At 51.5% G+C, this 25,321-nt stretch carries 24 protein-coding genes; 23 read left to right on the plus strand and 1 reads right to left on the minus strand.

Translation table 11 applies throughout. The features are described 5' to 3' along the window. Positions 1 to 28: 28 nt before the first annotated feature. Entirely contained in the window at positions 29 to 499 is a 471-nt protein-coding gene (locus WKT05_RS09650) for a hypothetical protein (protein ID WP_340413916.1), read from the minus strand. 124 nt (positions 500 to 623) lie between these two features. Between WKT05_RS09650 and WKT05_RS09655 the strand changes: the two genes are divergently transcribed. The 23 genes from WKT05_RS09655 to ftsH all read left to right on the plus strand — a co-directional run bounded on the left by WKT05_RS09655 (position 624) and on the right by ftsH (position 25,252). Continuing rightward, the gene (locus WKT05_RS09655; protein WP_340413917.1) at positions 624 to 1,652 is read left to right on the plus strand and encodes a hypothetical protein; all 1,029 of its coding nucleotides are present in this window, start codon (positions 624 to 626) and stop codon (positions 1,650 to 1,652) included. A gap of 108 nt (positions 1,653 to 1,760) precedes the next feature. Continuing rightward, positions 1,761 to 2,852, plus strand: coding sequence for a BMP family lipoprotein (locus tag WKT05_RS09660; RefSeq protein ID WP_340413918.1), 1,092 nt, complete (start codon positions 1,761 to 1,763; stop codon positions 2,850 to 2,852). A gap of 100 nt (positions 2,853 to 2,952) precedes the next feature. Next, on the plus strand, positions 2,953 to 4,482 hold the full coding sequence (locus WKT05_RS09665; RefSeq protein ID WP_285814619.1) for an ABC transporter ATP-binding protein: 1,530 nt from the start codon (positions 2,953 to 2,955) through the stop codon (positions 4,480 to 4,482). After that, a complete protein-coding gene (locus WKT05_RS09670) occupies positions 4,475 to 5,587 on the plus strand; it encodes an ABC transporter permease (RefSeq protein ID WP_421949886.1) in 1,113 nt (370 codons plus the stop codon). Before WKT05_RS09665 ends, WKT05_RS09670 begins: the two co-directional genes overlap by 8 nt. After that, entirely contained in the window at positions 5,580 to 6,518 is a 939-nt protein-coding gene (locus tag WKT05_RS09675; RefSeq protein ID WP_215507203.1) for an ABC transporter permease, read from the plus strand. The genes WKT05_RS09670 and WKT05_RS09675 overlap by 8 nt, the downstream gene beginning before the upstream one ends. An 11-nt stretch (positions 6,519 to 6,529) precedes the next feature. Further along, the gene (locus tag WKT05_RS09680) at positions 6,530 to 6,952 is read left to right on the plus strand and encodes a PPC domain-containing DNA-binding protein (RefSeq protein WP_215507202.1); all 423 of its coding nucleotides are present in this window, start codon (positions 6,530 to 6,532) and stop codon (positions 6,950 to 6,952) included. Between the two features lie 214 nt (positions 6,953 to 7,166). After that, a complete protein-coding gene (locus tag WKT05_RS09685) occupies positions 7,167 to 7,421 on the plus strand; it encodes a TM1266 family iron-only hydrogenase system putative regulator (RefSeq protein ID WP_215507199.1) in 255 nt (84 codons plus the stop codon). Beyond that, positions 7,418 to 8,473, plus strand: a complete 1,056-nt coding sequence (gene hydE / locus WKT05_RS09690) for a [FeFe] hydrogenase H-cluster radical SAM maturase HydE (RefSeq protein ID WP_340413919.1) — start codon at positions 7,418 to 7,420, stop codon at positions 8,471 to 8,473. The genes WKT05_RS09685 and hydE overlap by 4 nt, the downstream gene beginning before the upstream one ends. Beyond that, the gene (gene hydG, locus WKT05_RS09695) at positions 8,466 to 9,881 is read left to right on the plus strand and encodes a [FeFe] hydrogenase H-cluster radical SAM maturase HydG (RefSeq protein WP_340413920.1); all 1,416 of its coding nucleotides are present in this window, start codon (positions 8,466 to 8,468) and stop codon (positions 9,879 to 9,881) included. The genes hydE and hydG overlap by 8 nt, the downstream gene beginning before the upstream one ends. A gap of 1 nt (position 9,882) precedes the next feature. Then, complete coding sequence (locus tag WKT05_RS09700) at positions 9,883 to 10,959, plus strand: GTPase (protein ID WP_340413921.1); 1,077 nt, start codon at positions 9,883 to 9,885, stop codon at positions 10,957 to 10,959. A 141-nt stretch (positions 10,960 to 11,100) separates the two neighbouring features. Then, positions 11,101 to 12,474, plus strand: a complete 1,374-nt coding sequence (gene glmU / locus WKT05_RS09705; RefSeq protein ID WP_340413922.1) for a bifunctional UDP-N-acetylglucosamine diphosphorylase/glucosamine-1-phosphate N-acetyltransferase GlmU — start codon at positions 11,101 to 11,103, stop codon at positions 12,472 to 12,474. A 1-nt stretch (position 12,475) separates the two neighbouring features. Then, on the plus strand, positions 12,476 to 13,432 hold the full coding sequence (locus WKT05_RS09710) for a ribose-phosphate diphosphokinase (RefSeq protein WP_340413923.1): 957 nt from the start codon (positions 12,476 to 12,478) through the stop codon (positions 13,430 to 13,432). A gap of 1 nt (position 13,433) precedes the next feature. Then, positions 13,434 to 13,994, plus strand: coding sequence for an aminoacyl-tRNA hydrolase (pth, locus tag WKT05_RS09715; RefSeq protein WP_340413924.1), 561 nt, complete (start codon positions 13,434 to 13,436; stop codon positions 13,992 to 13,994). 36 nt (positions 13,995 to 14,030) lie between these two features. Further along, complete coding sequence (gene mfd / locus WKT05_RS09720) at positions 14,031 to 17,519, plus strand: transcription-repair coupling factor (RefSeq protein WP_340413925.1); 3,489 nt, start codon at positions 14,031 to 14,033, stop codon at positions 17,517 to 17,519. Between the two features lie 49 nt (positions 17,520 to 17,568). Beyond that, positions 17,569 to 18,621 carry a peptidylprolyl isomerase gene (locus WKT05_RS09725; protein ID WP_340413926.1) on the plus strand — a complete coding sequence of 351 codons (1,053 nt, stop codon included), beginning with the start codon at positions 17,569 to 17,571 and terminating at the stop codon, positions 18,619 to 18,621. Positions 18,622 to 18,791: 170 nt separating this feature from the next. Then, on the plus strand, positions 18,792 to 20,072 hold the full coding sequence (locus tag WKT05_RS09730) for a MazG nucleotide pyrophosphohydrolase domain-containing protein (protein ID WP_340413927.1): 1,281 nt from the start codon (positions 18,792 to 18,794) through the stop codon (positions 20,070 to 20,072). 9 nt (positions 20,073 to 20,081) lie between these two features. Continuing rightward, positions 20,082 to 20,360 (plus strand): HU family DNA-binding protein, encoded by a 279-nt coding sequence (locus WKT05_RS09735; RefSeq protein ID WP_148474261.1) that lies wholly within the window; start codon positions 20,082 to 20,084, stop codon positions 20,358 to 20,360. Between the two features lie 40 nt (positions 20,361 to 20,400). After that, complete coding sequence (locus WKT05_RS09740; RefSeq protein WP_215507178.1) at positions 20,401 to 20,649, plus strand: RNA-binding S4 domain-containing protein; 249 nt, start codon at positions 20,401 to 20,403, stop codon at positions 20,647 to 20,649. Between the two features lie 45 nt (positions 20,650 to 20,694). Beyond that, positions 20,695 to 21,024: an FtsB family cell division protein gene (locus WKT05_RS09745; protein WP_215507176.1), complete on the plus strand. Its 330-nt coding sequence runs from the start codon at positions 20,695 to 20,697 to the stop codon at positions 21,022 to 21,024. Positions 21,025 to 21,027: 3 nt separating this feature from the next. Further along, positions 21,028 to 21,438 (plus strand): S1 RNA-binding domain-containing protein, encoded by a 411-nt coding sequence (locus WKT05_RS09750; RefSeq protein WP_215507174.1) that lies wholly within the window; start codon positions 21,028 to 21,030, stop codon positions 21,436 to 21,438. A 45-nt stretch (positions 21,439 to 21,483) separates the two neighbouring features. Next, a complete protein-coding gene (gene tilS / locus WKT05_RS09755; RefSeq protein WP_340413928.1) occupies positions 21,484 to 22,767 on the plus strand; it encodes a tRNA lysidine(34) synthetase TilS in 1,284 nt (427 codons plus the stop codon). Continuing rightward, the gene (gene hpt, locus WKT05_RS09760; RefSeq protein WP_215507170.1) at positions 22,728 to 23,291 is read left to right on the plus strand and encodes a hypoxanthine phosphoribosyltransferase; all 564 of its coding nucleotides are present in this window, start codon (positions 22,728 to 22,730) and stop codon (positions 23,289 to 23,291) included. Before tilS ends, hpt begins: the two co-directional genes overlap by 40 nt. Before the next feature lie 53 nt (positions 23,292 to 23,344). Further along, positions 23,345 to 25,252, plus strand: a complete 1,908-nt coding sequence (gene ftsH / locus WKT05_RS09765; protein ID WP_340413929.1) for an ATP-dependent zinc metalloprotease FtsH — start codon at positions 23,345 to 23,347, stop codon at positions 25,250 to 25,252. The last annotated feature ends 69 nt before the right edge of the window (positions 25,253 to 25,321 follow it).

Below are 25,321 nucleotides of genomic sequence, written 5' to 3' on the forward strand. Positions count from 1 at the left end.
CTCGGCCTTTGCCGAGCTTTTTACTTAATCAGGATTTAATCTTTTTTTGCGGAAAAAGCCCCGGCTTCAGTTGCAGGCGGGAGCCGATGCCGATGTAGACGAAAATATAGAAGAGGGCGTAAAATGCTTGCCACTGCGGGCCTTTGTCGGCGTAATGGACGATGGCCATAGGCACGAAGACGACGGTGGCCACGGCGAAGAGGGCGGCCAAAAAGAAATTGACTTTGGGCAAAAACACCGTGTTGTTTTTCTTTTTTAAGTCGTAGGGCTTTTTGTTTTTGCGAATGGCGGTAATTTCCTTGCTGAAAATCGGGATGCCGACAAATAAGACGGCGATAACCACGGCGATTCGAAGGAGCGCCGCATTTTCCATAAGCTTGCCCGCCTCGTCGTAGACGGGAAAGAAGGGATGGATAAAGGCCAATATTATCATGGTGAGCATGGCCAGGTAGTCTATCACTTTCAGTATATTTAAGAATTTGCTTTTTTCTATCGTCATGTCAACCTCCGCTTTTAGTATAGCATAGCCGCCTTTTCGTGAAAAGGTTTTTCAATTTATCGGTGATAAATGTGAAAGTATATGGTATGATAAGAAAAAATCAGTACGCATAAGGGGGAGGACTATGCAGAAACAATTCAAAAATGGAATTATATTCGTTGTTTTTTTATTATTGTGCTTTCTACTCACGTTCACGCCCCTGATGATGGATAAAGTGGCGTTGTCGTCGGATGAGGAAAAAAATGCCGCCTTCGACGGTTTGATCTTCGACGACCCCGCCCGCATCGACAATTTACAGGTGACCCGACGGATCGTAAAGGGCCCGAAGGTTTTGTATCGTTACGATGTAAAATTCCAGTATCAGGGAAAAGACACCAGTGTGCGTGTTTTAGGCGTACCCGTGCGCAATGTGTATTTGCCGAAAGGCGCCAACGGCTCCAAGAGCAAGGTGACGCTCAAGGGCGAATACGATAAGATTAACGGTGCAGTTTACGACAATTTACAGCTGAAAAAAGTGCTGAGCAAGGAGAAGCTCACTTTCCAACCCACCTCGGAAATGCGTATCCCTTTAAGTGAAGAGGTGGAAGATTATGCCTTTACCGTCGTGACAGATCCCGCCACGGTTTCCGTCTATACGGGAAGAACCATGGCCGACATCGGCGTCTTTTTGACCAATGGGAAAGTGGACAAATTCTCCGATGCTTTGGGCATTGAAGACAAAGGACTCCGGCCGGAAACGTCGACGAAAAATCAATCCGGCATCTACATCAATACTTTGGAGCTAATGGATCAAGGCGTTATGAGCCGCGCCCATATGGTGAGAACCGTCGCCATTGTCGCGGCCATTGCATCCACGATGCTCGGCCTCGCCATCTTGCTTTTGGACCGGCGGCGCCTTTTCCCCGCGGTTTACGTTGCCATGATGCTGTTGGCCTTTGCCCTTCCGGCCCTTCGCTTAAAGGCGCCGACCAACGGCGGCATTTTCATCGCCATGCCCGTGTTGGCCTTTGTGGGCTATTTGCTCTTTAAGTTAATGGCAAGAACTCGCTTGAAATTAAAGACGGCGGACTTCAAACAGGCGCTGGCCATGGCCATTGTGGTCTTTCTTATCGCCACTTATCTCTTCGCCGTACCCAAGGGATTTTATCTATAATGCATGAGCGTGCCTTTCGGTGCGCTCTTTTTAACGGAAAACCTTATCTCGTTGAATTTTTGTATGAAGCATATTATAATAAAGTCAGATCAAATTAAGGGGGAAAATATGAAAAAAAGATCGCTACTTCTTGCAGTGACGATGCTGTCCATTTTCGTGCTTACGGCCTGTGGCGGCGCATCCAACGACAAAGCAGCTAACGATAATAAGGCTGCTAACAATGCCGCAGCCGATGCCGGCGATAAAGACGGCAAAAAATTAAAAGTAGGCTTCGTCACCGACGAAGGCGGTATCAACGACCAATCCTTCAACCAAGGTGTATGGGAAGGTCTGCAAAAAGTCCACGACGACTTCGGATTCGACGTATCCTACCAAGAATCCAAAGAAGCCAACGACTATGCGCCCAACATCGAAACGTTGCTTGAAGCAGGAAACGACGTCATCGTCGCCGCCGGCTTCAACTTAGGCGATGCCATGCTCGAAGCCGCAGAAGCCAATCCCGACGTGCAATTCTTAATCGTAGACTACACCTACGAAAATGCACCGGACAACTTGGCAGGTATCCAATTTAAAGCGGAAGAACCTTCCTTCCTCGTCGGCTACATTGCCGGTCTCACCACCGAATCCAACAAAGTCGGTTTCGTCGGCGGTCAAGAATCCACGGTTATTCAAGTATTTGAATACGGCTACAGAGCCGGTGTGGACCAAGCAGCCAAGGAAAAAGGCCAAAAGGTCGACGTGGTTAGCCAATATGTCGGTAACTTCTCCGACGCTGCCAAGGGCAAGAGCATTGCAACCAATATGTATCAACAAGGTTGCGACGTCATCTTCCACGCATCCGGCGGCGCAGGCGACGGCGTTATCGAAGCGGCAAAAGACCAAGACAAGTGGGTTATCGGCGTAGACCGCGATCAAAACGACATCGCACCCGACAATGTACTCACTTCGGCGATGAAACGTGCCGACAGCGCTGTTTACAAAGTGCTCGAAGGTATGTCTAAGGGCGAAGAATTCCCCGGCGGCAAAAACCTGAGCTACGGTCTTAAAGACGGCGACACCGTCGATATCGCACCTTCCAGCGACAAGAATGTAAAACCGGAAATTCTCGACAAGATCAAGGCGATTAAAGAAAAAATCGTTAAGGGCGAAATCAAGGTTCCGGCCACGGCAGAAGACTACAAAAACTTTAAAGCTAAATAAATTTGATCGTAAAAAAGAGGGCTCTGTCCCTCTTTTTTTATGCCTTTAAAAAGCCCTTGTTCATAGTGTATAATTAACTCAATAGATGAAGGGGGTAATGATGGTTGAGAATAAACTCGCGCCGGCCGTTGAGATGCGCGGGATAACGAAATTATTTGGCGATTTCAAAGCCAATGACGGCATCGACCTGGTCGTTGAGAAGGGCGAAATTCACGCCCTCCTCGGCGAAAACGGTGCCGGCAAAAGTACACTGATGAATGTTTTATATGGCTTGTATATGCCTACTTTCGGCGAAGTCAAGATCAATGGGGAATCGGTGAATTTCCAAGGACCGAAAGATGCCATCGAAAAAGGCTTGGGCATGGTGCATCAACACTTCATGCTGTTTCAGCCTTTTACGGTGGTAGAAAACATTATTCTCGGCGAAGAGCCGACGAAGGGCGTGGTTTTAGATAAAAAAACCGCCCGTGAAAAAGTTGTGGCCCTTTCCAATCGCTACGGTTTAAAAATCGATCCCGATGCAAAGATCGAAGACATTTCTGTGGGTATGCAGCAGCGGGTAGAGATCTTAAAGGCCCTTTACCGGGATGCGGAGATTTTGATTTTCGACGAACCTACGGCGGTTTTGACGCCACAGGAAATCGAGGAGCTCATCGAAATCATTAAGGCCCTGGCCGCCGAAGGCAAGAGCATCATCATTATTACGCACAAGCTTAAGGAAATTAAGGCGTTGGCGGAAAAGTGCACGATTATTCGACGGGGCAAGCGCATCGACACCGTGGATGTAGCGAGCACCACGGAGGCGGACCTCGCCGAAATGATGGTGGGCCGTGCCATTGAATTTAAGGTCAATAAAAAGCCCGTGGACGCCGGAGAAGTGGCGCTACACATCGAAAATCTCCACGTGAAAGACGTTCGCGGCGTGGAAGTGGTGAAGGGACTGAATCTGGAAGTTCGTAAAGGTGAAATTTTCGGCGTCGCCGGCGTCGACGGCAACGGCCAAAGCGAGTTTTTAGAAGCCATTACCGGCCTGAGAAAAGTCGAGGCAGGCAAGGTGGTCATCGCCGGCAAGGATGTGACCAATGCCACGCCCAAGACCATTCGCGAGGCGGGCATGAACAACATTCCCGAAGACCGCAACAAGCGGGGCCTGGTACAGGAATTTACCGTAGCGGAAAACATGGTGCTTCACAGTTTCGACCAAGCGCCCTATTCCTCCAAGGGAATTTTGCAGGAAGCCCCCATTGGTGAGCACACGGATAAATTAATGGAATCTTTCGACATTCGTCCGAGAAAAAGCCGCTATCTGGCCGGCGATCTGTCCGGCGGGAACCAACAAAAGGTAATTCTCGCCCGGGAAATCGACGACGATCCGGACATTTTAATTGCCGCACAACCCACCCGCGGCTTGGACGTAGGCGCCATTGAAAACATCCACCAATTTTTGGTGCAACAGCGGGACAAGGGACGTGCCGTGCTTTTGGTGAGCTTTGAATTAGATGAAGTTATGAGTCTTTCCGACCGCATCGGCATAATTTATGAAGGAGCCATTACAAAGACCTTCAACGAAGGGGAAGCGGATCAAAAACGACTGGGCTACTACATGGCGGGAGGTGTGGACAGTGAATAAAAAAATGCTCTACTATACCTGCATGTCCATCCTCTTGGGCCTGTTGGTCGGGGCGGTTATCTTTGCCTTGGTGGGGGTCAATCCCCTGGAGGCCTACAAGGTCATGATCCTCGGCGCTTTCGGTAAGCCGAAATTTTTCTCCTGGACCATTGTGGAAGCCGTGCCCATTATTTTAACGGGGATCGCCGTGGCCTTTGCTTTTCAAACGGGGATCTTTAATATCGGCGCGGAAGGCCAGTTCATTATGGGCAGCCTCGCCGCCGTTACCGCCGGGGTGGTTCTCCACCTGCCGCCGGTAATTCACGGCATCGTGGCCCTGTTGATCGGCATGCTCTTCGGCGCCCTGTGGGGCGGTCTCGTGGGTTTGTTTAAGGCCAAGCGAGGCGTCAACGAAGTTATTTCGTCGATTATGTTAAACTGGGTGGCTTTTTATCTCAGCAATTATATGCTTACCAAAGCCTTTTTAAGAAAGCCCGACAGCAACTATTCCTTTACCATTCAGCCGTCGGCAAGCATTCGCATTTTAAACGAATGGAAACGCTCCGAAGCCGGACGGGCCATGCTGAAAAACAATGAATTTCTCCGCGGCATATTAAATCCGCCCATTCACTGGGGGATTTTCATCGCCGTCATCGTCGCCGTCTTGGCCTGGTTTATCTTAAAGAAAACCACCTTGGGCTATCAATTAAAAGCCGTGGGTTTCAACCGCTTTGCGGCGGAATACGGCGGCATCGACATTAAAAAGAACACCATGATTTCCATGGCCATCTCCGGCGGTTTAGCCGGACTCGCCGGTGCGGTACAGGTGTTGGGTGTGTCGCAAAACATCGGCCTCTTGGCAGCGCAACAAGGCTATGGCTTTAACGGCATCGCCGTGTCCTTAATTGCGGCCAACCATCCCATCGCCTGCATTCCCTCGGGGATCTTGTTTGCGGCCTTAAGCTACGGCGGCGGCAAATTAAACTCCGCGCTAAAGACGCCCTCGGAAGTCATTAACATCGTTATCGGCATCATCGTCCTGTTTATTGCCATGCCGCAATTTATGGACTGGATTCGCACGCGTTTCGCATCGAAGAAAGAAAAAGGAGGGGAACAAGTTGGATAATCTTCTTATGAGCTTTGCCGGCATTTTAGGCATTACGCTCCTTTACGCCGCTCCTTTAATTTATACGGCCATGGGCGGCGTCGTCAGTGAAAACACCGGCGTCGTCAACATCGGTCTCGAAGGCATGATGACCATCGGCGCCGTGGTCGGCGCCACCGTGGGCTATTACACAGGCAATCCATGGATCGCCTTTTTGTCCGCTGGCTTCGGCGGCATGGCCATCGCCCTCTTACACGGTATCGCCACCATTCACTTCGGTGCCGATCACGTGGTCAGCGGGACGGCATTAAACCTTTTGGGACCCGGCCTTGCCATCTTCCTCGCCCGCATGTTTTTCGACGGCGCGGCCATGACCAAGCCCATTCCCTTAAAAAACAAAATGCCCCGCGTATTAAACCACCTCTTTCCCTCGGGAAGTGCGCCGGACATTATTTTCGGCCAATACATTACGGTCTACATCGCCTTTATCGTCGTGGCCCTGGTCTATTTCGTCCTCTACAAGACGAAGCTGGGCCTTCGGATTCGCTCTGTCGGCGAACACCCCCACGCGGCGGAAACCTTGGGCGTGGACGTGTATAAGATCAAATACATCGGCGTCTTGACCTCGGGCTTTTTAGCCGGGCTCGGCGGCGCCAGCTTGTCTCTTGCCGTGGTGGCCAATTTCCGCGAAACCCTGATCTCCGGGCAAGGCTTTATCGCCTTGGCGGCGGTTATTTTCGGCGGATGGAAACCCCACACCACCCTCTTGGCCTGTCTCCTCTTCGGCGCAGCGGAAGGTTTGGTTATCTTCATGGGCTCAACCTCATTGAAAGTGGCACCGGACTTGTTGAATATGCTGCCCTACATCATTACCATGTTCGCCATGGTCGTCTTTGTCGGCGAAGCCCGCGGCCCCAGCGCCAACGGGATTCCCTATAAGCGAAACAAGTAAAGGAGAAAAAGATGGATTACAAAGTATTTGATGACGGCATGATTGCCCTGCGTTTGGACCCCGGCGACGAAATTTGCACGAGCATTCTCGACTTGGCTGAAAAAGAAAATATTCAGGCGGCCACGGTCTACGGCCTCGGTGCCGCTGACGATGTAGTGGTCGGAATTATGGATACGAAGGCAAAAAAATACAACGACATCCCGTTGAAAGAGCCCTTTGAGGTCACTTCGCTGGTTGGAAATCTTTCGAGAAAAGACGGTGCGCCTTACCTTCATGCCCACATAAATTTAGGGAACACGGAAGGCCGCGTCTTCGGTGGGCACTTGCAATCGGCGGTGATTTCCGTCACGGCGGAAATTTTCATTCGCCCGATAAAGGGTGTCATCGATCGAACGTTCAACGACGGCATCGGCGTGAACCAAATGATGTTTTAAGCCATAGGCATGAAAAGAGTCGGATCGCCGGCTCTTTTTTGTTGGATAAAATGAAATGCTCATTCCAAGAGGAGGCGGATTGGTGAAAAAAATATCTAAATTTTCTCTCACAGGGTGGCGAATCGCCTCTGCTGTGCTAAAATGAAGACTGTAAGAAGTAGAATAGGTTCCTTTTCCGAGAGGTACGGCCTTGAGGAAGAGGTAGGAGGTGTCTATGAACGAAAAATTGGGAATCATCGCCATAATCGTCGAGACCGGCTCCGGTGAAATCATTAAGAGCATCAACGATCTCTTACACGAGGAGCGGGACATTATTGTGGGACGATTAGGCATTCCCTACCCGAAACGCGAATTGTCGCTTATCAGTGTCGTCGTCGACGGCAAACAAGATAGAATCAATGCCCTGTCGGGAAAACTGGGCATGCTGGACAATGTCACTGTGCGTACCACGCTGGCCGGAGATCTATGATTCAGGAATTATTCAGAAAAGTAGATGAGGGTCAAGGACTTGGACGAGACGACATTCGCTATTTACTCGAAAACCGCGAGGCGGTGGAAGAGGCGGTGTTTGAAAAGGCGCGCGCCATTACCGACCTGCACTTTCACAAAAAAATTTATGTGCGCGGTTTAATTGAATTTACAAACTATTGTCATAACAATTGCTACTACTGCGGCATTCGTCGGGCAAACGACGAGGTCGAGCGCTACCGAATCACCACGGAAGAGTTGGAAACATCCGTGGCCGTCGGCGCCGAGGCAGGCTTTCAAACCTTCGTTCTTCAAGGAGGCGAAGATGCTTATTTTACCGACGAGCGGCTAATGGAATGGGTGCGGCGAATCAAAAAGATTCAGCCGGGCTGTGCCATCACCCTTTCCGTCGGCGAAAGAAGCATGGAAAGCTACGCCCGCTTAAAAGAAGCCGGCGCCGACCGCTTTTTGTTGCGCCACGAAACCTACAATCCCGAGCATTACAAAAAGCTCCATCCAAGCGAGATGGACCGTGAAAAACGTCTGAAATGCCTCATGGATTTAAAGGCTTTGGGCTATCAGGTGGGAAGCGGCTTTATGGTGGGCAGTCCTTATCAGACCACGGAAAATTTAGTGGAAGACTTTATGTTCCTTCAGGAATTTCAGCCGGCCATGATCGGTATCGGTCCCTATGTGCGCCATCATGCCACGCCTTTTCGGGATTTTGAAAACGGAAGCGTCGAGATGACGGCCATGTGCATCGCCATTTTGCGTCTGCTGTTTCCCACGGCCAATATTCCGTCTACCACCGCCATGCAGACGCTGGCCGAGGACGGACGCAATCGGGGCATTTTAGCCGGAGCCAATGTGTTTATGCCCAATCTGTCGCCGACGCGGGTGCGAAAAAGCTACGCCCTTTACGACAACAAGGCGGCCTTTGCCCTGGAAGCGGCGGAAAATTTAAGGGAACTGAAGGCGCAAATCGCCAACTTAGGTTATGAAATAGTGATGAGTCGAGGAGATTTTACGGGAAGGGAGAACCATTATGTATAACAAGATGTCTGCAAAGGCAGAGGAATTTATTAATCACGACGAAATCATGGCCACGCTGGAAGAGGCCAATAAGAATCGCACCAACCGCGCCATGCAAGAGGCCATTCTTGAAAAAGGCCGGAAGATGAAGGGCTTGGACCACCGGGAAGCGGCGGTTCTTTTAATGTCGGAGCTGGAAGATATTCGCGAATCTTTCCGCGAATTGGCGAGAGAAATTAAAAAGAAATACTACGGCAATCGCATCGTGCTCTTCGCGCCCCTGTATCTGTCCAACTACTGCGTCAACGGCTGTGTCTACTGCCCCTATCACTACAAAAACAAAAACCTGGACCGGGTGAAACTGACCCAGGAACAAATCGAAAAGGAAGTCATCGCCCTGCAAGACTTGGGCCACAAGCGTCTGGCGCTGGAGCTCGGGGAAGATCCGGTGAACAATCCCATCGAATACGTCTTGGAAAGCATTAAAACCATTTACTCCATTAAACATAAAAACGGCGCCATTCGCCGCGTCAATGTAAACATCGCGGCCACCACCGTGGAAAATTACAGAAAGCTGAAAGAAGCGGAAATCGGCACCTATATTCTTTTCCAAGAAACCTATCACAAAGAAAATTATGAAGCCCTGCACCCGACGGGACCGAAGTCCAACTGGGCCTACCACACGGAAGCCATGGACCGGGCCATGGAAGGGGGCATCGACGACGTGGGCCTCGGCGTTTTGTACGGCCTGAACAATTATCCCTACGACTTCGTGGGCCAATTGATGCATGCGGAACACTTGGAAGCCTACATGGGCGTCGGTCCCCACACCATTTCCGTGCCCCGTATTCGCCCCGCCGACGACATTGATCCCGATGAATTTGAAAACGGCGTGCCCGACGATATTTTCGAAGACATCGTCGCCTTGATTCGCGTCTCCGTTCCCTACACGGGCATGATTATTTCCACCCGTGAAAGCAAAGAAATGCGCAGAAAGGCATTGGAACTGGGTGTCTCCCAAATCAGCGGCGGCTCCAAAACCTCCGTCGGCGGCTACGATGAAGACAGAGCAGAAGACAACTCCGCCCAATTCGATACCGACGACTCCCGCAGCTTGGATGAAGTCATTCACTGGCTCTTGGATTTAGGTTATCTGCCCAGCTTCTGCACAGCCTGCTACCGGGCGGGGCGTACCGGCGAAACCTTTATGGAAGAAGTAAAGAGCTTCCAAATCGCCCAATTCTGTCAACCCAACGCCATTATGACGCTGCAGGAATACCTCTCCGACTACGCCGCCGACAGCACCCGCGAATTAGGGGAAGAAAAAATCCACGACTTCTTAACAGATGTGGAACGAGACGATTTAAGAACAAAAGCCGCGGACTACGTGAAGCGCATTCAAGGCGGCGAGCGGGATTTCAGGTTCTGATATGGAAACGCAAAGAGGCCTTCGGCTGCACATTGCCATTTTCGGAAAGACAAACAGCGGCAAAAGTACCTTGATGAATTTACTCACGGAGCAAACCACGTCCATGGTTTCGCCCAAGGCCGGCACCACCACGGATCCGGTGTATAAGAACATGGAAGTAGACGGTCTGGGACCGGTAACTTTTATCGACACGGCAGGCACCGCCGATGAGACGGAGCTGGGCGAAGCCCGCGTGGCCCGCACCATGAAAGTGGTGGATGAAATCGACGGCGCCATTTTAATCGGCGAGGTAGGCGACGCTATTTTGGAGCCCTTGGCGGAAAAAGATCTGCCGGTTTTAAAACTGAATCGTCCTTTTCCCGAGCGGAATGTTATTTTAAACGCCCTCACGGACCTTTTTAAAGAAAAAAAGAAAGCCCCGGGCCTTTTCGACGGCATGGACATGGGAGGGCATCTGCTCTTCGTCATGCCCCAAGACGAATCGGCGCCGAAGGGGCGATTGATTCTGCCCCAGGTACAGGCCTTGAGGGAAGTCATCGACAAAGGACTTACCGCCACCATTTGCGATTTGAACACCATGGATCAGGCCATCGAAAAACTGGCCGAGGCGCCGGATTGGATCGTCACCGACTCCCAAGTCTTTTCGGAAGTGTACAAGAAAAAACCGGCATCGTCGAAGATCACATCCTTCTCCATTTTATTTGCCCGTGCCAAAGGCGACATCGAAGCCATGGTCCGCGGCGCAAAGACCTTGCGCAGCTTGCCTCCGGATGCGAAAATCCTCATGGCGGAAGCCTGCACCCATGCGCCGAAGGAAGAAGACATCGGCCGGGTGAAAATCCCCGCCATGCTCCGAAAGCGACTGGGCGATGAGATCACGGTGGATTTCAGTCGGGGTCTGAGCTTTCCCGAAAATGTAGGCGACTACGATTTAATCATTATGTGCGGCAGCTGCATGTTTCAGCGGCCGGTGGTACAGGCACGGGTGGCCAAAGCCGAGGAGGCCCAAGTTCCCGTCACCAATTACGGTCTGGTGATCGCAGAGGCCAAAGGCATTTTAGATAAGATCGATTTATAACATCGAGGGAGCCTGGAAAAGAAGTAAAATACCCGAAGCGGCGGGCCTTGCGCACGCCGTTTCTTTATGGGAAGAAAAGTTGTGAGAATTTGTCCTGTTCGATATAATAGATCCCAGAAGGATTACGAGTGAGGTGTAAGAGTGAATGTATCAATTATTCTAGCGGCAGGCGAAGGCACGCGGATGAAATCCGATATGCCCAAGGTGCTGCACAAAGTTGCAGGTAAGGCCATATTAAGTTATGTGGTGGACAACTGCATCACCAATGCCATGGACAAAACCGTGGTCATCGTCGGCCATAAAAAAGACGAGGTCATGGACTACTTTAACGACGCGCCGCTTACGTTTATCGAGCAAACCCTGGGCGAAGGCGTCCCCTACGGCACGGGGTATGCCGTCAGCTGTGCCATGGATGAATTTTCCGACGAAGACATGGTCTATATATTGACCGGCGATACGCCCCTGTTTAAGGAAGAAACCATCGCCAGATTCCGCGCCTTCGTGGAAAGCCACGACTTCGACGCCTGCGTACTGACCGCCGTGGTCAGCGATCCCTTCGGCTATGGCCGAATCATACGCGACCAAGACTCCACCATTGCCGGCATCGTGGAAGAAAAAGACGCCACGGACAAAGAAAAAGCCATTACGGAAGTGAACACGGGCATCTTCGCCTTTACCGGACGGGCATTAAAAGAAAACATCGGCAACTTGAGCTCCAATAATAAACAGAGCGAACTATACTTAACCGACGTCATTCAAATGCTTAAAGACGGCGGAAAGAAAATCGGCGGTTTTACCATTTGCGACGAAGAAGAAATGCTCGGGGTCAATTCCCGGGTGCAATTGGCCGCCTGTGAAAAAATCATGCGCCGCCGCATCAACAAATACCACATGGAAAACGGCGTGACCTTCCTGGACGACGCCTCCACATTAATCGACAGCGGCGTCAAAATCGGTCGCGACACCATTTTAGGGCCGAGCATCCACCTGGTAGGCGAGACCACCATCGGCGAAGGCTGCGTGATTCAAGGCGCGAGCCGCATCGTAGACAGCACCATTGCAGACGGCGCGGTTATCGACTCGTCCGTCGTGGAAAAATCCGTGGTGGGCCGCGGCGTGACCATGGGGCCCTACGCCCATTTGCGCCCCAACAGCGTGTTGGAAGAAAATGTACACATCGGCAATTTCGTCGAAGTGAAAAATTCTCATATCGGCAAGGGAACCAAAGCGGGTCATTTGGCCTACATCGGCGACGGCGACGTGGGAGAAAATGTAAATATCAGCTGCGGCGTCATCTTTTGCAATTACAACGGCAAGGAAAAATTCCGCACCATCGTCGGTGACGACGCATTCATCGGATCCAATGTCAATTTGGTGGCACCCATCACCATCGGCGAAGGCGCCTTTATTGCCGCCGGAAGCACGGTATCGAAAGATGTGGCAGAGGGAAGTTTGGCAGTAGAAAGAAGTGAACAGAGAATGATCGCCGGTTGGAACCGGAGAAAGGACAGCTAGTATGAACAATCACGGTGAAGTCGTCGTTATTGCGGGTAATTCCAACCAGCCCTTGGTGGAACGAATCTGTAAGATTTTAGGTATCAAACAAAGCGCCTGCGAGGTCAAACAATTCTCCGACGGAGAAATCGCCATCGACATTACGGATTCCGTCCGCGGCAGAGACGTATTTGTCATCCAACCTACCTCGGGCCCTGTAAACGATCACTTAATGGAACTTTTAATTTTAATCGACGCCCTGAAGCGGGCATCTGCCGGCCGGATCAATGCCGTCGTGCCTTATTACGGCTACGCCCGTCAAGACAGAAAAGTCCGCGCGAGAGAGCCGATTACGGCAAAACTCGTGGCCAATTTAATGACCGTGAGCGGCGCCGATCGCGTCATCTGCATGGACTTACACGCCGGTCAAATCCAAGGCTACTTCGACATTCCCGTCGATCACTTAACCGCCGTTCCTTACCTGGCTAAATACTTTAAAGAACACATCGATACATCCAATATCGTCGCCGTCAGCCCCGATTTAGGCGGCGTGACACGCACCCGTAAATTTGCCGAAGAATTAAACGGCGCCCCCATTGCCATCATCGAAAAGAGACGGCCGAAAGCCAACGAAAATGTGGTCATGAATGTCATCGGCTCCATCGAAGGCAAAGACTGCATCCTCGTAGACGATATTATCGACACGGCGGGCACGGTTTGCAAAGCGGCAGACGCCTTGAAAGAATACGGCGCGAAGAAGGTCTACGGCTGCGCCACCCACGGCGTCCTTTCGGGACCGGCCATCGAGCGCATCGACAATTCCGTCATGGAACGCTTCGTCATCACCGACACCATCGCCTTGCCGGAAGAAAAACACATCGACAAAATCGGCATCGTATCCGTGGCACCGATTCTCGCCAACGCCATTATGCGGATCAACACCGATCGCCCCATCAGCAAGATCTTCGAAGAAGTGTAATATGCTTATCGTCGGTTTAGGAAATCCCGGAGATCGCTATAAAAACACCAGACACAATGTGGGCTTTATGGCCATCGATGCCGTCGCCGACGCTTTAACGATTCCCGTAAACACCATTAAATTTAAAGGCCTTTACGGGGAAGGGCGCGCCTTTGGAAAGAAGGTGCGTCTTTTAAAGCCCACCACCTATATGAACGAGTCCGGCCAATCGGTAAGAGCCTGTATGGATTACTTTAAAATACCGCCGGAAGAAGTCCTCGTTTTGGTGGACGATATCGACATCGCCTTCGGCACCATTCGCCTCAGAAAATCCGGCAGCGCCGGCACCCACAACGGGCTCAAGTCGATTATCTACCAAGTGCAGTCGGATCAATTTCCCCGCCTGAAAATCGCCGTGGGAAAGAAAAATCCTCATATGGATCTGGCCGATTTTGTCCTCAGCACCTTTCACGGCGAGGAGGAAAAAATCATGGATGCCACCATTGACAAGGCGAAGGACGCCATTCTTTTGTTTATAAAAGAGGGCGCGGACGCCGCCATGAATACCTATAACGGAAAGTAGAAAGCAGCTCCAAGGGGCTGCTTTTTAGGAGGCAAAATGACGCGTATTTACAATGAGCTTTTTTCAAAGAACCCCGCCTTTCGACAGGTATTGGAAGGGCTGAGCGAGGGAGACGTCCCCATGGGCTGCTACGGCCTGGCGGAGGCGGCCATCGCCCCTGCCGTGGATACGATCGTTAAAGATCAGGCCCGCCCCGTGCTCCTCGTCACCTACGACCTGGCCCGGGCAAAGAAATTGGCGGAGGACTTGTCTTATTACGCTGAGGAAGGCGTCTATCAACTCCAGGCCCGGGAACTGTTTTTCTTCCAGCGAGATGCGGGAAGCAACGAGCTTTTAAGCGCCAGGCTAAAGACCCTTCAGGCCATGCTAGACGGTCGCGCGAAGGTGGTGGTCACCACGCCAGAAGCTTTAGGCGGCATTTTCCTTGAGCCCGCCTATTTACAAAAGGCAGCCTTTTCTCTCGAAGTGGGGGATGAGGTAGACACCGAGGCCCTCATCGAACAGCTATTGACCTCGGGCTACAAGCGGGTGGATTTTGTCGAAGGCATGGGCCAATTTTCCATACGTGGCGGCATCATCGATATTTTCGCGCCACAAGACTACCCCTATCGAGTGGAGCTTTTTGACGTGGAAGTGGATTCCATTCGCCGCTTCGACCCCGAGACCCAGCGCTCCGTGGAAGACGTGGACGTGGCGGAGATTTTTCCCGTGCACGATGTGATTTTTGACGACGCCCTGCGGGATAAAATCGCCGCCGCCATGGAAAAAGATCTGAAGAAAATAAAAAAATTGAGCCGCGTGTCCCAAGAGCGGGCGGAAGAAAAATTCATGCCCTTTGTGGAGAAGCTGAAAGACCGCAGCTTTTTGTCGCACACGGATCTCCTGCTTCCCTATATTCCGGAAAATGCGCGGGCTTCGGTCGTGGACTACTTTAACGAAACGCCACTTATCTTTGTGGACGAGCCTCGCCGCATGAGGGAAGTAGCAGAGAAGCAGGAGCTGTCTTTGGTGGACACACTAAGCGATTTGGCGGAGGCCGGGGAGCTTTTAAAATCCCACTTGGCCATCCAAATCGACTACGACATCATCGAGGGGGATATGGCCGCGCGGGATGTGATTTATTCAAGCCACATTGTGCGGGCACCGGCCAAGGTGAAGCTTAAGCGCATCGCCAATTTCAATGTGAAGACCGTCACCAGTTTCGGCGGCCGCATGCGCCACTTTAAAGAAGAAATCAAGCGCTACTTGGAGAGAGACTATTCCGTCGTCCTCCTGGGGGGAAGCGAGGAGAAGACCCGGCGCCTCGAAGAGACGGTGCGGGACATGGGCTTCGAACCCGTGCCCCTTAAGGATGTCTTAATGCCCGGGGTGATACAATTTGATTCCGGTCACGTGCACGGCGGCTTTGAAATGGAAGAAGACCGCTTCGTCCTTTTAAATGCCACGGAAATTTTCGGCGAAACGAAAAAAAGAAAGCGGCGCCGAAAGAGAAAAGACGTCATCGACCTGGGGAGCTTGTCCGTAGGCGATTACGTGGTTCACGAAATGCACGGCATCGGAAAATTTATGGGCACCACCAATTTGGAAGTGCAGGGCATACGACGGGACTACATCAGTCTGTTTTACCAAGGGGGCGACAAGCTCTTTTTACCCATGGATCAAATGGCCTTGATTCACCGCTACATCGCCTCCGACGATGCGCCGGTGAAGATCAATCGGCTGAATACCCAGACGTGGAAAAACACCAAGGCCAAAGCTAAGCGCAGCGTGGAGGAAATGGCGGAGGATTTGATACGCCTCTACGCCAAGCGGGAAGATGTGGCGGGCTATGCCTTTACCGAGGATCAGCCCTGGCAAAAGGATTTCGAAGCTGCTTTTCAGTACGAGGAAACCGAGGGCCAATTGGAAGCGGCGGAAGAGATAAAAAAGGACATGGAAGAGGCCAAGCCCATGGACCGACTGCTCTGCGCCGACGTAGGCTACGGCAAGACCGAAGTGGCCCTTCGCGCGGCCTTTAAGGCGGTCTTAGACGGAAAGCAAGTGGCCTTTCTCGTGCCCACCACCATTCTCGCTCAGCAACATTACAACACCATGCGGGAGCGCTTCGCCAATTTCCCCGTGGATCTGGCCCTGCTCTCCCGCTTCCGCTCGAAAAAAGAACAGGAAGAAGACCTGGAGCGGCTGAGGATCGGCGCCGTGGACATTGTGGTGGGCACCCATCGCCTCTTGTCGAAAGATGTGAAGTTTAAAGATTTGGGCCTCCTTATTATTGACGAAGAGCAGCGCTTCGGCGTACGGCACAAGGAGCGACTGAAGCTTTTAAAAGAGAATGTGGACACCCTCACCCTGACGGCGACGCCCATCCCGAGAACTCTGCAAATGTCTCTCGCAGGCATTCGAGATATGTCCGTTATCGACGAGCCCCCCGGGGAGCGCTTCCCGGTGCAAACCTATGTGGTGGAATACAATCCCATGATGATTCGCGAAGCCATATTAAAGGAGCTGGACCGCGGCGGGCAGATCTACTTCGTCTACAACCGGGTGCGCTCCATGGAAAAAATGCTCGGCGACTTGCGCGACTTGGTGCCCGAGGCCCGCTTCGCCATGGCCAACGGGCAAATGGGCGAGCGGGAGCTGGAAAACACCATGCTCCAATTCTACAACCGGGACATCGACGTGCTCCTTTGCTCCACCATTATCGAAACGGGCATGGACGTTTCCAACGCCAACACCATGATCGTGTGGGAGGCCAATCGCCTGGGGCTTTCTCAGCTCTACCAATTGCGTGGCCGCATCGGCAGGAGCAATCGCATCGCCTACGCCTACTTTTCCTACAAGCGGGATGCCAGCATTTCCGAAGTGGCGGAAAAGCGCCTGGCCGCCATTCGCGAGTTTACGGAATTCGGCAGCGGCTACAAAATCGCCATGCGGGATTTGGAAATTCGCGGATCGGGAAACATCTTAGGCGAAAGCCAACACGGCCACATGAACGCCATCGGCTACGACCTCTACATTAAGTTCTTGAAACAGGCCGTGCGCCGTGCCAAGGGCGAAGAAGACGTGGAAGAAGTGGACACCTCGATGGACGTGTTAATCGACTCCTACATTCCCAAGCACTACATTAAAGACGAATCCCAGCGCATGGAAATGTATCGAAAAATCGCCGTCATCGCCGACGAGGAAGACGTGCGGGATGTTATCGACGAGCTCATCGACCGTTTCGGCGAGCCGCCCAAGGCCGTCTTGCAACTGATCCATCTCGCCAAGATCCGCCACATGGCCTCCACCCTCAATGTGGAGACCATTCAGCAAAAAGGCGACACCTACACCTTCCACTTCGTCAAAGGCTACGAACTGGATCTGTCCCTTTTAAATGAACTCACCAGCGTCTTCGGCAAGCGATTGGTCTTTTCCATGGCTGCAGAACACAGCATTCGCCTTTCTGCGGAGAAAAATGCCCTGGATGATGTAGAAAAAGTCCTGGATCTTATGAAAATACACAAATCGCACACACGAAAGGCGTAGTTCCTTGGTATAATAATACGAAGATCTGAAAAGTAAGGAAAGGATGTTTATGACTATTAAAACTACGATGACAAAAATCGGCGTCGTCTGCTTGGCAGCGACGGTTCTCTTAACCGGTTGCGGCAAAAAAGACGTTGCCGCCACGGTAAACGGCAAGCCCATCACCATTGAAGATTACGAACGTGAATACAAGATGCAGGCCCAACAAGCCATGGCACAATACGGCGACGGTTTCCTCATGCAAAAGACCCCTGACGGCAAACAAACCATGGGCGAAATCATGCGTCAAAATACCCTGGACAATTTGGTTCGCTTCGAAATCTACAAACAAGATGCCGAAGAAAAAGGCATTAAGATCACGGACAAAGATGTCGACGGCGAATACAAGAAAATGGTCGACATGTACGGCGGCGAAGAAAAATTGCAAGACGCCCTGAAAGAAAACGACTTAACCGTGGATCAAATGAAAAAATACATGAAGACCAATCTCCTCATGCGACAATACCAAGAAAAAATGCTGAAGGAATTGGAACCCACGGAAGAAGAATTAAAGGCTTACTACGACAAGCACAAAGACGAGTTTAAAACTGCCGAAGCCAGCCACATTTTGGTCAAGACCAAAGAAGAAGCCGAAGCCATTAAAAAAGAATTGGATGGCGGCGCCGACTTTGCAAAACTGGCCAAGGAAAAGAGCTTGGATACAGGCAGCGGACAAAACGGCGGCTCCCTGGGTCAATTCACTCCGGGCCAAATGGTTAAGGAATTCGACGAAAAAGTCTTCTCTATGAAGCCCGGCGAAATTTCCGATCCCGTCAAGACCCAATTCGGCTACCACATTATCAAGCTTGAAAAAATCTCCAGCGATTTCAAGGGCGCGAAAGACGCCGTAAAAGAAGCGGTCATTCGCGACAAATTCAAGGCATACAACGAAAAGCTCGAGAAAAAAGCCAAGGTTAAACGCACGGTGAACACGGCGAAAGACATTCCCGTCGAACCGCCGAAAAAAGCCGAAGCGCCTAAAGATAAAGCCAAAGGCGAAGCCAAGGCACAAAACAGCCAAGCTAAAGGCGAAGCGAAAAAAGCAAAAGAAGAAAAGAAGTAAATCATCGATCAAAAGAAACAGCTTGTCGCGAGACGGGCTGTTTTTTTACAAATGATACAAGGAAAGGATGAAAAGCCGTATAAATGGCTTCATTGGGCTAAAAAATCCTTTTTTAACTAGACAAAGGCCGCCGTGAATAGTACAATAACTAAGGTAAAAGGGGGGACGTCATGGGAAAGTTACGAATTGTCGGTCTCGGTCCGACCAACGAAAAAGACCTTACGGTAAAAGCTTTGGAGGCCATTCACGACGAGTCGAAGAAATTTCTCAGGACGGAAGCGCACGATGCCGTTGCGTATTTTCACTCCCATCACATTCCTTACAAAAGTTATGATTACCTGTACGAGACCCTGGATGATTTCGACGCCATCTATCGGGCCATCGCCGACGATCTTTTAGAGGCGGCGAAGACCGAAGATATCAGTTATTTCGTCCCCGGTCATCCTTTAATCGCGGAAAAGACGGTGGTCTATCTTCTCGAAAAGGACCCGAGCATCGACATCGTCGACGGATTGAGCTTTATCGAGCCGGTACTGGCGGCGGTAAAGAAAGATCCCATCGACGGCATGAAGATCATCAACGGCGACGACTTTACCGATCTGGATTTTGATTTGCACGTGGACACCATCGTGACCCAAGTGTATAATCTTCGGATCGCAGGGGAGTTGAAGTTGGCCCTGGCCGAGCTGTACGGCGACGAGCACGAGGTTTTCGTCCTCTCTCACGCCGGGCACGAAGACAAGGCCTTTGTCGAGAAGCGGCCCGTGTATATGCTGGATCGCTTCGACGACTACGGTTACGAAACCAGCCTCTTCATTCCCGCCACCGACGCGTACAAAGATGTCAAAGACGTTATACGATTGATTCGACGGCTTCGCGGCCCGGAGGGTTGCCCATGGGATGGGAAACAAACCCACGAGAGCATGAAGGCCCATTTAATCGAAGAAGCGTACGAAGCGGCTTATGCCATCGATTGTAAGGATGACTTCGCCATGGAAGAAGAACTTGGCGATGTCCTTTTTCAAGTTGTTTTTCACGCCGAATTGGCGGCGCAAGAAGGCACTTTTACGTTGGCGAGTTTGTCTGAAGCTCTGGTAGAAAAAATGATCCGTCGTCATCCCCACGTCTTTAAAGGCGGGGCGAGTGATTGGGAAGCCATGAAATCGAAGGAGCGGGGCGAGCAAAGCTTGGCAGAGAAACTTCGTCATTACGAGGGACTGCCGGCCCTCATGCGGGGGCAGAAAATCCTGAGTCGTTTGCCGAAAGAGGCCCTTCATTCCTCTGTTTTTGATGGGATGGATGAAGACAGCCGACGAATCGTCGAAGGACTTATCAAACTGTTGATCGATGCCGAACATTTTGGAATTGATGCGGAGAGCGCCTTGGCTACGGCCCTTGGTCGGCTCACCGACGCCCTTTCCGATGAAGGCGACGAACATAAAAATATTTAGGAGGCTATGATGAACAAATCTGAACTTATTTCCAATATCGCTGAAAAGAGCAACTTATCCAAAAAAGACGCTGAAAACGCATTAAACGCTTTCTTGTCCACCATCGAAGAAAGCTTGGCTGAAGGCGACAAAGTGCAATTAGTCGGCTTCGGTACCTTCGAAGTTCGCGATCGCAAAGCTCGCGAAGGCAGAAACCCGAGAAATCCGGAAGAAGTTATTAAGATTCCCGCATCGAAGGCTCCGGTCTTCCGCGCAGGTAAGGCATTAAAAGAATCGGTCAATAAATAATCCACGGGCCCTGAAGGGCCCTTTTTTTAAAGGAGAATGCATGCGCATCGACAAGTATTTAAAAAATGCACGAATTATTAAAAGACGAACCGTGGCCAAGGAGGCCTGTGACGGCGGCCGCGTCAGCATTAACGACAAGACCGCCAAGGCAGGCGACGAAGTGGCCGTCGGCGACATCGTCACCGTGCAGTTCGGCAACCGCAGCCAAAAGGTGCGGGTATTGGACATCAAAGACAATGTTCAGAAAAAAGGTGCCGAAGATCTCTACGAAATCCTGTCGGACGATTGAAAAGATCGCCGAAACGTGCGATACTAGTAGTATCGAGGTGAGTGCATGGCAAAGGTTCGAAAAGTTCACAGAGTTCCCGTTCAAACGGCCCGTTGGGCGATCATCGCCGTGGCCGTCCTTTGCGTTGCCGTCAGTTTCAATACATGGAAAGAAACGCGCCAAAAAGAAGCCATTATGCGGGAGAATCAAAAGAAAATTGAAGCCCGTTCCAAAGAAATAAAAGCGACTGGGCAGTCCATTCGAAACAGCGACAGCATGGAATTTGCCGAAAAAGTGGCCAGGGAAGATCTGGGCATGGTAAAACCCCGGGAAGTTATTTATGTGGACAAGGAAAAAGATCGCACGAAAAGTATCAATGAGGAGGACACAAGGTAATCTATGGCAATTGAAGTAGGAGCTATATTAGAAGGCGTGGTCACGGGTATCGTGAAATTCGGCGCATTCGTACAACTCGACGAGGATCACAACGGACTGGTACATATTTCGGAAATTTCCGATGAATACGTCAAGGAAGTCTCGGATCATTTGTCCAAAGGGCAAAAGGTTAAGGTCAAGGTGCTTACCATCGAAGACGGCGGAAAAATCGCCTTGAGCATGAAACAGGCCCAACCGAAATCGGAACAAAAAAAGCCCCTTCCCCAGGCGGTTCAACTGAACAGAGAAGTCCATAAATCCGATGCGTCCAGCTTCGACGATATGTTGAGCAAATTCATGAAGGTCAGCAATGAAAAGATTGAAAGCGCCAAGCAACGTCGAAATGTAAGACAGGGTAAGACCAAGAGAAGATAAAGTATGCGTCGCCGAGCGACGCTCTTTTTTTGAACGGAGGCCTTTGTGGAAGATCTATTTAAGGGCATCATCCATGAAAACAGCCACGTCCTCGCGGCGTGCTCCGGCGGGCCGGATTCCATGTACCTGCTCTATCTTTTAAAAGAGTACCGAAAGCACTGCCCCTTTGATTTAAAGGCGGCCCATTTGCATCACGGCCTGAGGGAGACGGCGGACAGGGACATGGCCTTTACGGAAGATATTTGCAAGCGCTGGGACGTGCCCCTTATCGTCGAGCGGGCCGATGTGGGCGCCTACGCCCGAGAAAATAAATTAGGCACGGAAGAGGCGGGGCGCGAATTGCGCTACGATTTTTTCCGTCGCCACAAAGCCCCCGGCGGGCTCATCGCCCTGGCCCACCACTTGGACGATCAGGTGGAGACCATGCTCCTGAGATTGATTCGAGGCACGGGCCTAAAGGGCATGGCGGGCATGAACGTATTGGAAGGGGATCTCTTTCGCCCCCTGCTTTCCATGACCAAGGATGCGATTTTATCGGCCCTCGCCGAAAAAGACATTCCCTATGTGTTGGACGAGACGAATTTTGAGCCCACCTACTCGCGAAATCGCCTGCGCCTTTCAATCGTCCCCGAGGCGAAAGCCATTAACCCCGCCTTTGACCGGGTCATGGCCTCTTTTCGGAGGATGGCGGAAGAAGATGAAGGCTATCTGTCAAATGAGGCAAAAAAGCTTTACGCCGCCCTCGCAAGGGAAGATAACGGATCCGTCCTCTTCGATGAGGCGATCTTCCGCGCCCCCGACGCCCTAAGGCGGCGCGCCTTTCGCCTAGGGATTGAAAAGGTGAGGGGCCATGTGAAAAACATCAGCTACGAGCACATCGCCGCCATCGACGAATTAGAACATACTCAGACGGGCAAGGGGCTGGATCTTCCCGGCCTGCGCGTGGAAAAAAGCTACGGCACCGTCGCCTTTTTCATTCCCGAGGAAGAAAGCAAAACCGAGGCGGAAGCTAAGTTAGTCGACGGCAAGGCCGAGTTTATGGGCCACCGCTTCTATTTAGGTGACGGAGAAGATTTTATTTATGTCAAAGATCCCGCAGGCGTGGTGATTCGCAGCAGGCGCCCCGGCGATGTGATTCGCCTGAACGTGGGCCGCAAGAAAGTAAAAGATGTATTTATCGACGCAAAAATCGAACGCAGACGACGCGACCGCTGGCCCGTCGTTACCGAGGCGGGCGAAGTGGTGTGGGTCGTAGGACTCAGAAAAGCCGAGAGACAGGAGGAAAAATCATGGCAGAAACTCGCGTGGATTCCATTGAACAAGATGTAGCAGAAATATTGGTATCGAAGGAAGAAATTATGGCAGCCGTTGCGCGCATCGGCAAGGCCGTAACGGAAGATTTTCGCGGCGAAAATTTAATCGTCATCGGCATTTTAAAGGGCGCTTTTGCCTTTATGGCGGATTTAATTCAAGCCATCGATTTGCCCATGGAAATCGACTTTATGGACGTCTCAAGCTACGGCACTTCCACCACCTCCAGCGGTGAGGTGCGGATTTTAAAAGACCTTTCCACCACCGTGGAAGGGAAATCCGTTTTAATCGTGGAAGACATTGTGGATACGGGGCTCACCCTGAGCTATTTAACGAAAGTAATGGAAAGCCGCGGCGTAAAAAAAGTCGCCATCGCCACCTTGCTCACCAAGCCGTCTCGCAGGGAGCGGGCGGTGAATGTAGACTATATCGGCTACGAAGTGGCGGATAAATTTGTCGTGGGCTACGGCATCGATTTTGCCGAAAAATACAGAAACCTGCCTTATGTCGGCGTATTAAAGCCGGAAGTGTATGAGAAATAACTCGGCAAATTATGATATACTGACAGATACGATAGCAGAGGAGGTTTGTACTATTGAATAGAAAATGGAGCGGCGTCGCCTTTTATCTCGTGCTTCTCGGCATGCTGATTTTCGGCATCTACTTTATGAATCCGTCTCAACGTTCGACGGAAGAGATCAGTTACACGAAGCTTGTGGAAATGATTCAAAAGGATCAGATCAAGTCCATCGACTTAAAAGGTTCTGAAGCTCTGGTTACGAAGAAAAATAAAGACGTTTTCCGGGCGAATATTCCTCCGGTCATCGGCGATTCTTTTTACGATCAATACCTGAAGGGGCCCGTGGAAAAGGGCGAAATCGCTCTGTCCTCCACGCCGGTGAATCCCCAAGGGCCTACCATCGCCAGCTTCCTGCCCACCTTTGTGGTCATGTTGTTTATGGGCTATTTATTCTTTAGCTTTATGCGCTCCCAACAGGGCGCCGGCGGCCGCATGATGAATTTCGGCAAGAGCAAGGCCCGGGTTATGGAAGACGACGAAACGAAAAAGATCACCTTTAAAGATGTGGCGGGGCTGAAAGAAGAAAAGGAAGAGCTCTCGGAAATCGTGGATTTTCTGAGAAACCCCAATAAATTCGTCTCCATGGGCGCCAGGATTCCCAAAGGGGTACTCCTCGTCGGCCCGCCGGGTACGGGGAAGACCTATCTCTCCAAATCCGTGGCAGGCGAAGCGAAAGTGCCGTTTTACATTATGAGCGGTTCCGACTTTGTGGAAATGTATGTGGGCGTCGGCGCAAGCCGCGTGCGGGATCTTTTTGAGACGGCAAAAAACAACGCCCCCTGTATTATTTTTATCGACGAAATCGACGCCGTAGGGCGCAGACGGGGCGCGGGTCTCGGCGGCGGCCACGACGAGCGCGAACAGACGCTGAATCAATTGCTCGTGGAAATGGACGGCTTCGGCACCAATGAAGGGGTCATCGTCATGGCGGCCACCAACCGCGCCGACATTTTGGACCCGGCCCTCTTGCGTCCCGGCCGTTTTGACCGCCAAATTTACGTGGGCCTTCCCGACGTACGGGCGCGAAAAGAAATTTTAGAGCTCCACGGCAAGAAAAAGCCATTGGCCGAGGACGTAGATATGACCGTGGTGGCTAAGCGCACCGCGGGCTTTACCCCGGCGGATCTGGAAAATCTCATGAACGAGTCGGCCCTTTTGGCGGCTCGGGCAAATTTAAGAAAGATCCCCATGGACATCGTCAACGAAGCCAGCATTAAAGTGGTGGCCGGTCCGGAAAAATCCAGCGCCGTCATTAAAGAAAAAGAGCGCAAGCTGACGGCGGTACACGAAGCGGGCCACGCCGTGGTCTCAAGAATGCTCCCGGGCTTCGATTCGGTGCACATGATCACCATCATTCCCCGCGGGCGCGCCGGCGGCTTTACGGCCTTTTTGCCCGACGACGACATTATGCACTTCACCACGAAAACGGAAATGCAAAATGAATTGGTGAGCCTCTTAGGGGGACGGGTGGCGGAAGATTTGGTCCTCGGCGACATTTCCACCGGTGCCTCCAACGACATCGAGCGGGCCACGAAGCTCGCCCGTGAAATGGTCACCACCTACGGCATGAGCGAAAAGATCGGCACCTTAACCTACGGCAGCGATTCCGATTCGGTATTCGTCGCGAGGGACATGAGTCACACCAAGGATTATTCCGAAGAAGTGGCCGCCGAAATCGACGAAGAAATGCGCCGCTTTGTAGGGGATGCCTACAACAAGGCGAAGGGCCTTTTGAAAGAAAATATGGATACCTTGCTTCGGGTTTCCGACGCCCTTTTGGATCGAGAAACCATTAGCGGCAAGGAATTCGAAACCCTGTTTAACGGCGGCAGCCTCACCGACGATCCCTTGGGAACCGGCGAGCGCATCGAGAAAGACGATCTTTCCCACGAAGCTTCCGAGGCCTTAAACGAAGAAAAGTAAAGCAAAAGCATTCGGGCAACCGAGTGCTTTTTTGTTTGCAGGCATAAAAAAATCCCCACGGGGGGATTT

The organism is Peptoniphilus sp. HCN-40583 (assembly GCF_037892835.1).
Taxonomy (GTDB): Bacteria; Bacillota; Clostridia; order Tissierellales; family Peptoniphilaceae; genus Aedoeadaptatus; species Aedoeadaptatus rachelemmaiella.

Bases quoted from the DNA above. Each gene is read 5' to 3' on its own strand.
- hpt (WP_215507170.1), top strand. From the start codon at position 22,728: ATGGCAGAAACTCGCGTGGATTCCATTGAACAAGATGTAGCAGAAATA.
- WKT05_RS09710 (WP_340413923.1), top strand. From the start codon at position 12,476: ATGAACAATCACGGTGAAGTCGTCGTTATTGCGGGTAATTCCAACCAG.
- WKT05_RS09750 (WP_215507174.1), top strand. From the start codon at position 21,028: ATGGCAATTGAAGTAGGAGCTATATTAGAAGGCGTGGTCACGGGTATC.
- WKT05_RS09740 (WP_215507178.1), top strand. From the start codon at position 20,401: ATGCGCATCGACAAGTATTTAAAAAATGCACGAATTATTAAAAGACGA.
- mfd (WP_340413925.1), top strand. From the start codon at position 14,031: ATGACGCGTATTTACAATGAGCTTTTTTCAAAGAACCCCGCCTTTCGA.
- WKT05_RS09730 (WP_340413927.1), top strand. From the start codon at position 18,792: ATGGGAAAGTTACGAATTGTCGGTCTCGGTCCGACCAACGAAAAAGAC.
- WKT05_RS09735 (WP_148474261.1), top strand. From the start codon at position 20,082: ATGAACAAATCTGAACTTATTTCCAATATCGCTGAAAAGAGCAACTTA.
- WKT05_RS09655 (WP_340413917.1), top strand. From the start codon at position 624: ATGCAGAAACAATTCAAAAATGGAATTATATTCGTTGTTTTTTTATTA.
- WKT05_RS09700 (WP_340413921.1), top strand. From the start codon at position 9,883: ATGGAAACGCAAAGAGGCCTTCGGCTGCACATTGCCATTTTCGGAAAG.
- WKT05_RS09650 (WP_340413916.1), bottom strand. From the start codon at position 499: ATGACGATAGAAAAAAGCAAATTCTTAAATATACTGAAAGTGATAGAC.
- WKT05_RS09685 (WP_215507199.1), top strand. From the start codon at position 7,167: ATGAACGAAAAATTGGGAATCATCGCCATAATCGTCGAGACCGGCTCC.
- pth (WP_340413924.1), top strand. From the start codon at position 13,434: ATGCTTATCGTCGGTTTAGGAAATCCCGGAGATCGCTATAAAAACACC.
- hydG (WP_340413920.1), top strand. From the start codon at position 8,466: ATGTATAACAAGATGTCTGCAAAGGCAGAGGAATTTATTAATCACGAC.
- WKT05_RS09745 (WP_215507176.1), top strand. From the start codon at position 20,695: ATGGCAAAGGTTCGAAAAGTTCACAGAGTTCCCGTTCAAACGGCCCGT.
- WKT05_RS09660 (WP_340413918.1), top strand. From the start codon at position 1,761: ATGAAAAAAAGATCGCTACTTCTTGCAGTGACGATGCTGTCCATTTTC.
- WKT05_RS09725 (WP_340413926.1), top strand. From the start codon at position 17,569: ATGACTATTAAAACTACGATGACAAAAATCGGCGTCGTCTGCTTGGCA.
- WKT05_RS09680 (WP_215507202.1), top strand. From the start codon at position 6,530: ATGGATTACAAAGTATTTGATGACGGCATGATTGCCCTGCGTTTGGAC.
- hydE (WP_340413919.1), top strand. From the start codon at position 7,418: ATGATTCAGGAATTATTCAGAAAAGTAGATGAGGGTCAAGGACTTGGA.
- WKT05_RS09665 (WP_285814619.1), top strand. From the start codon at position 2,953: ATGGTTGAGAATAAACTCGCGCCGGCCGTTGAGATGCGCGGGATAACG.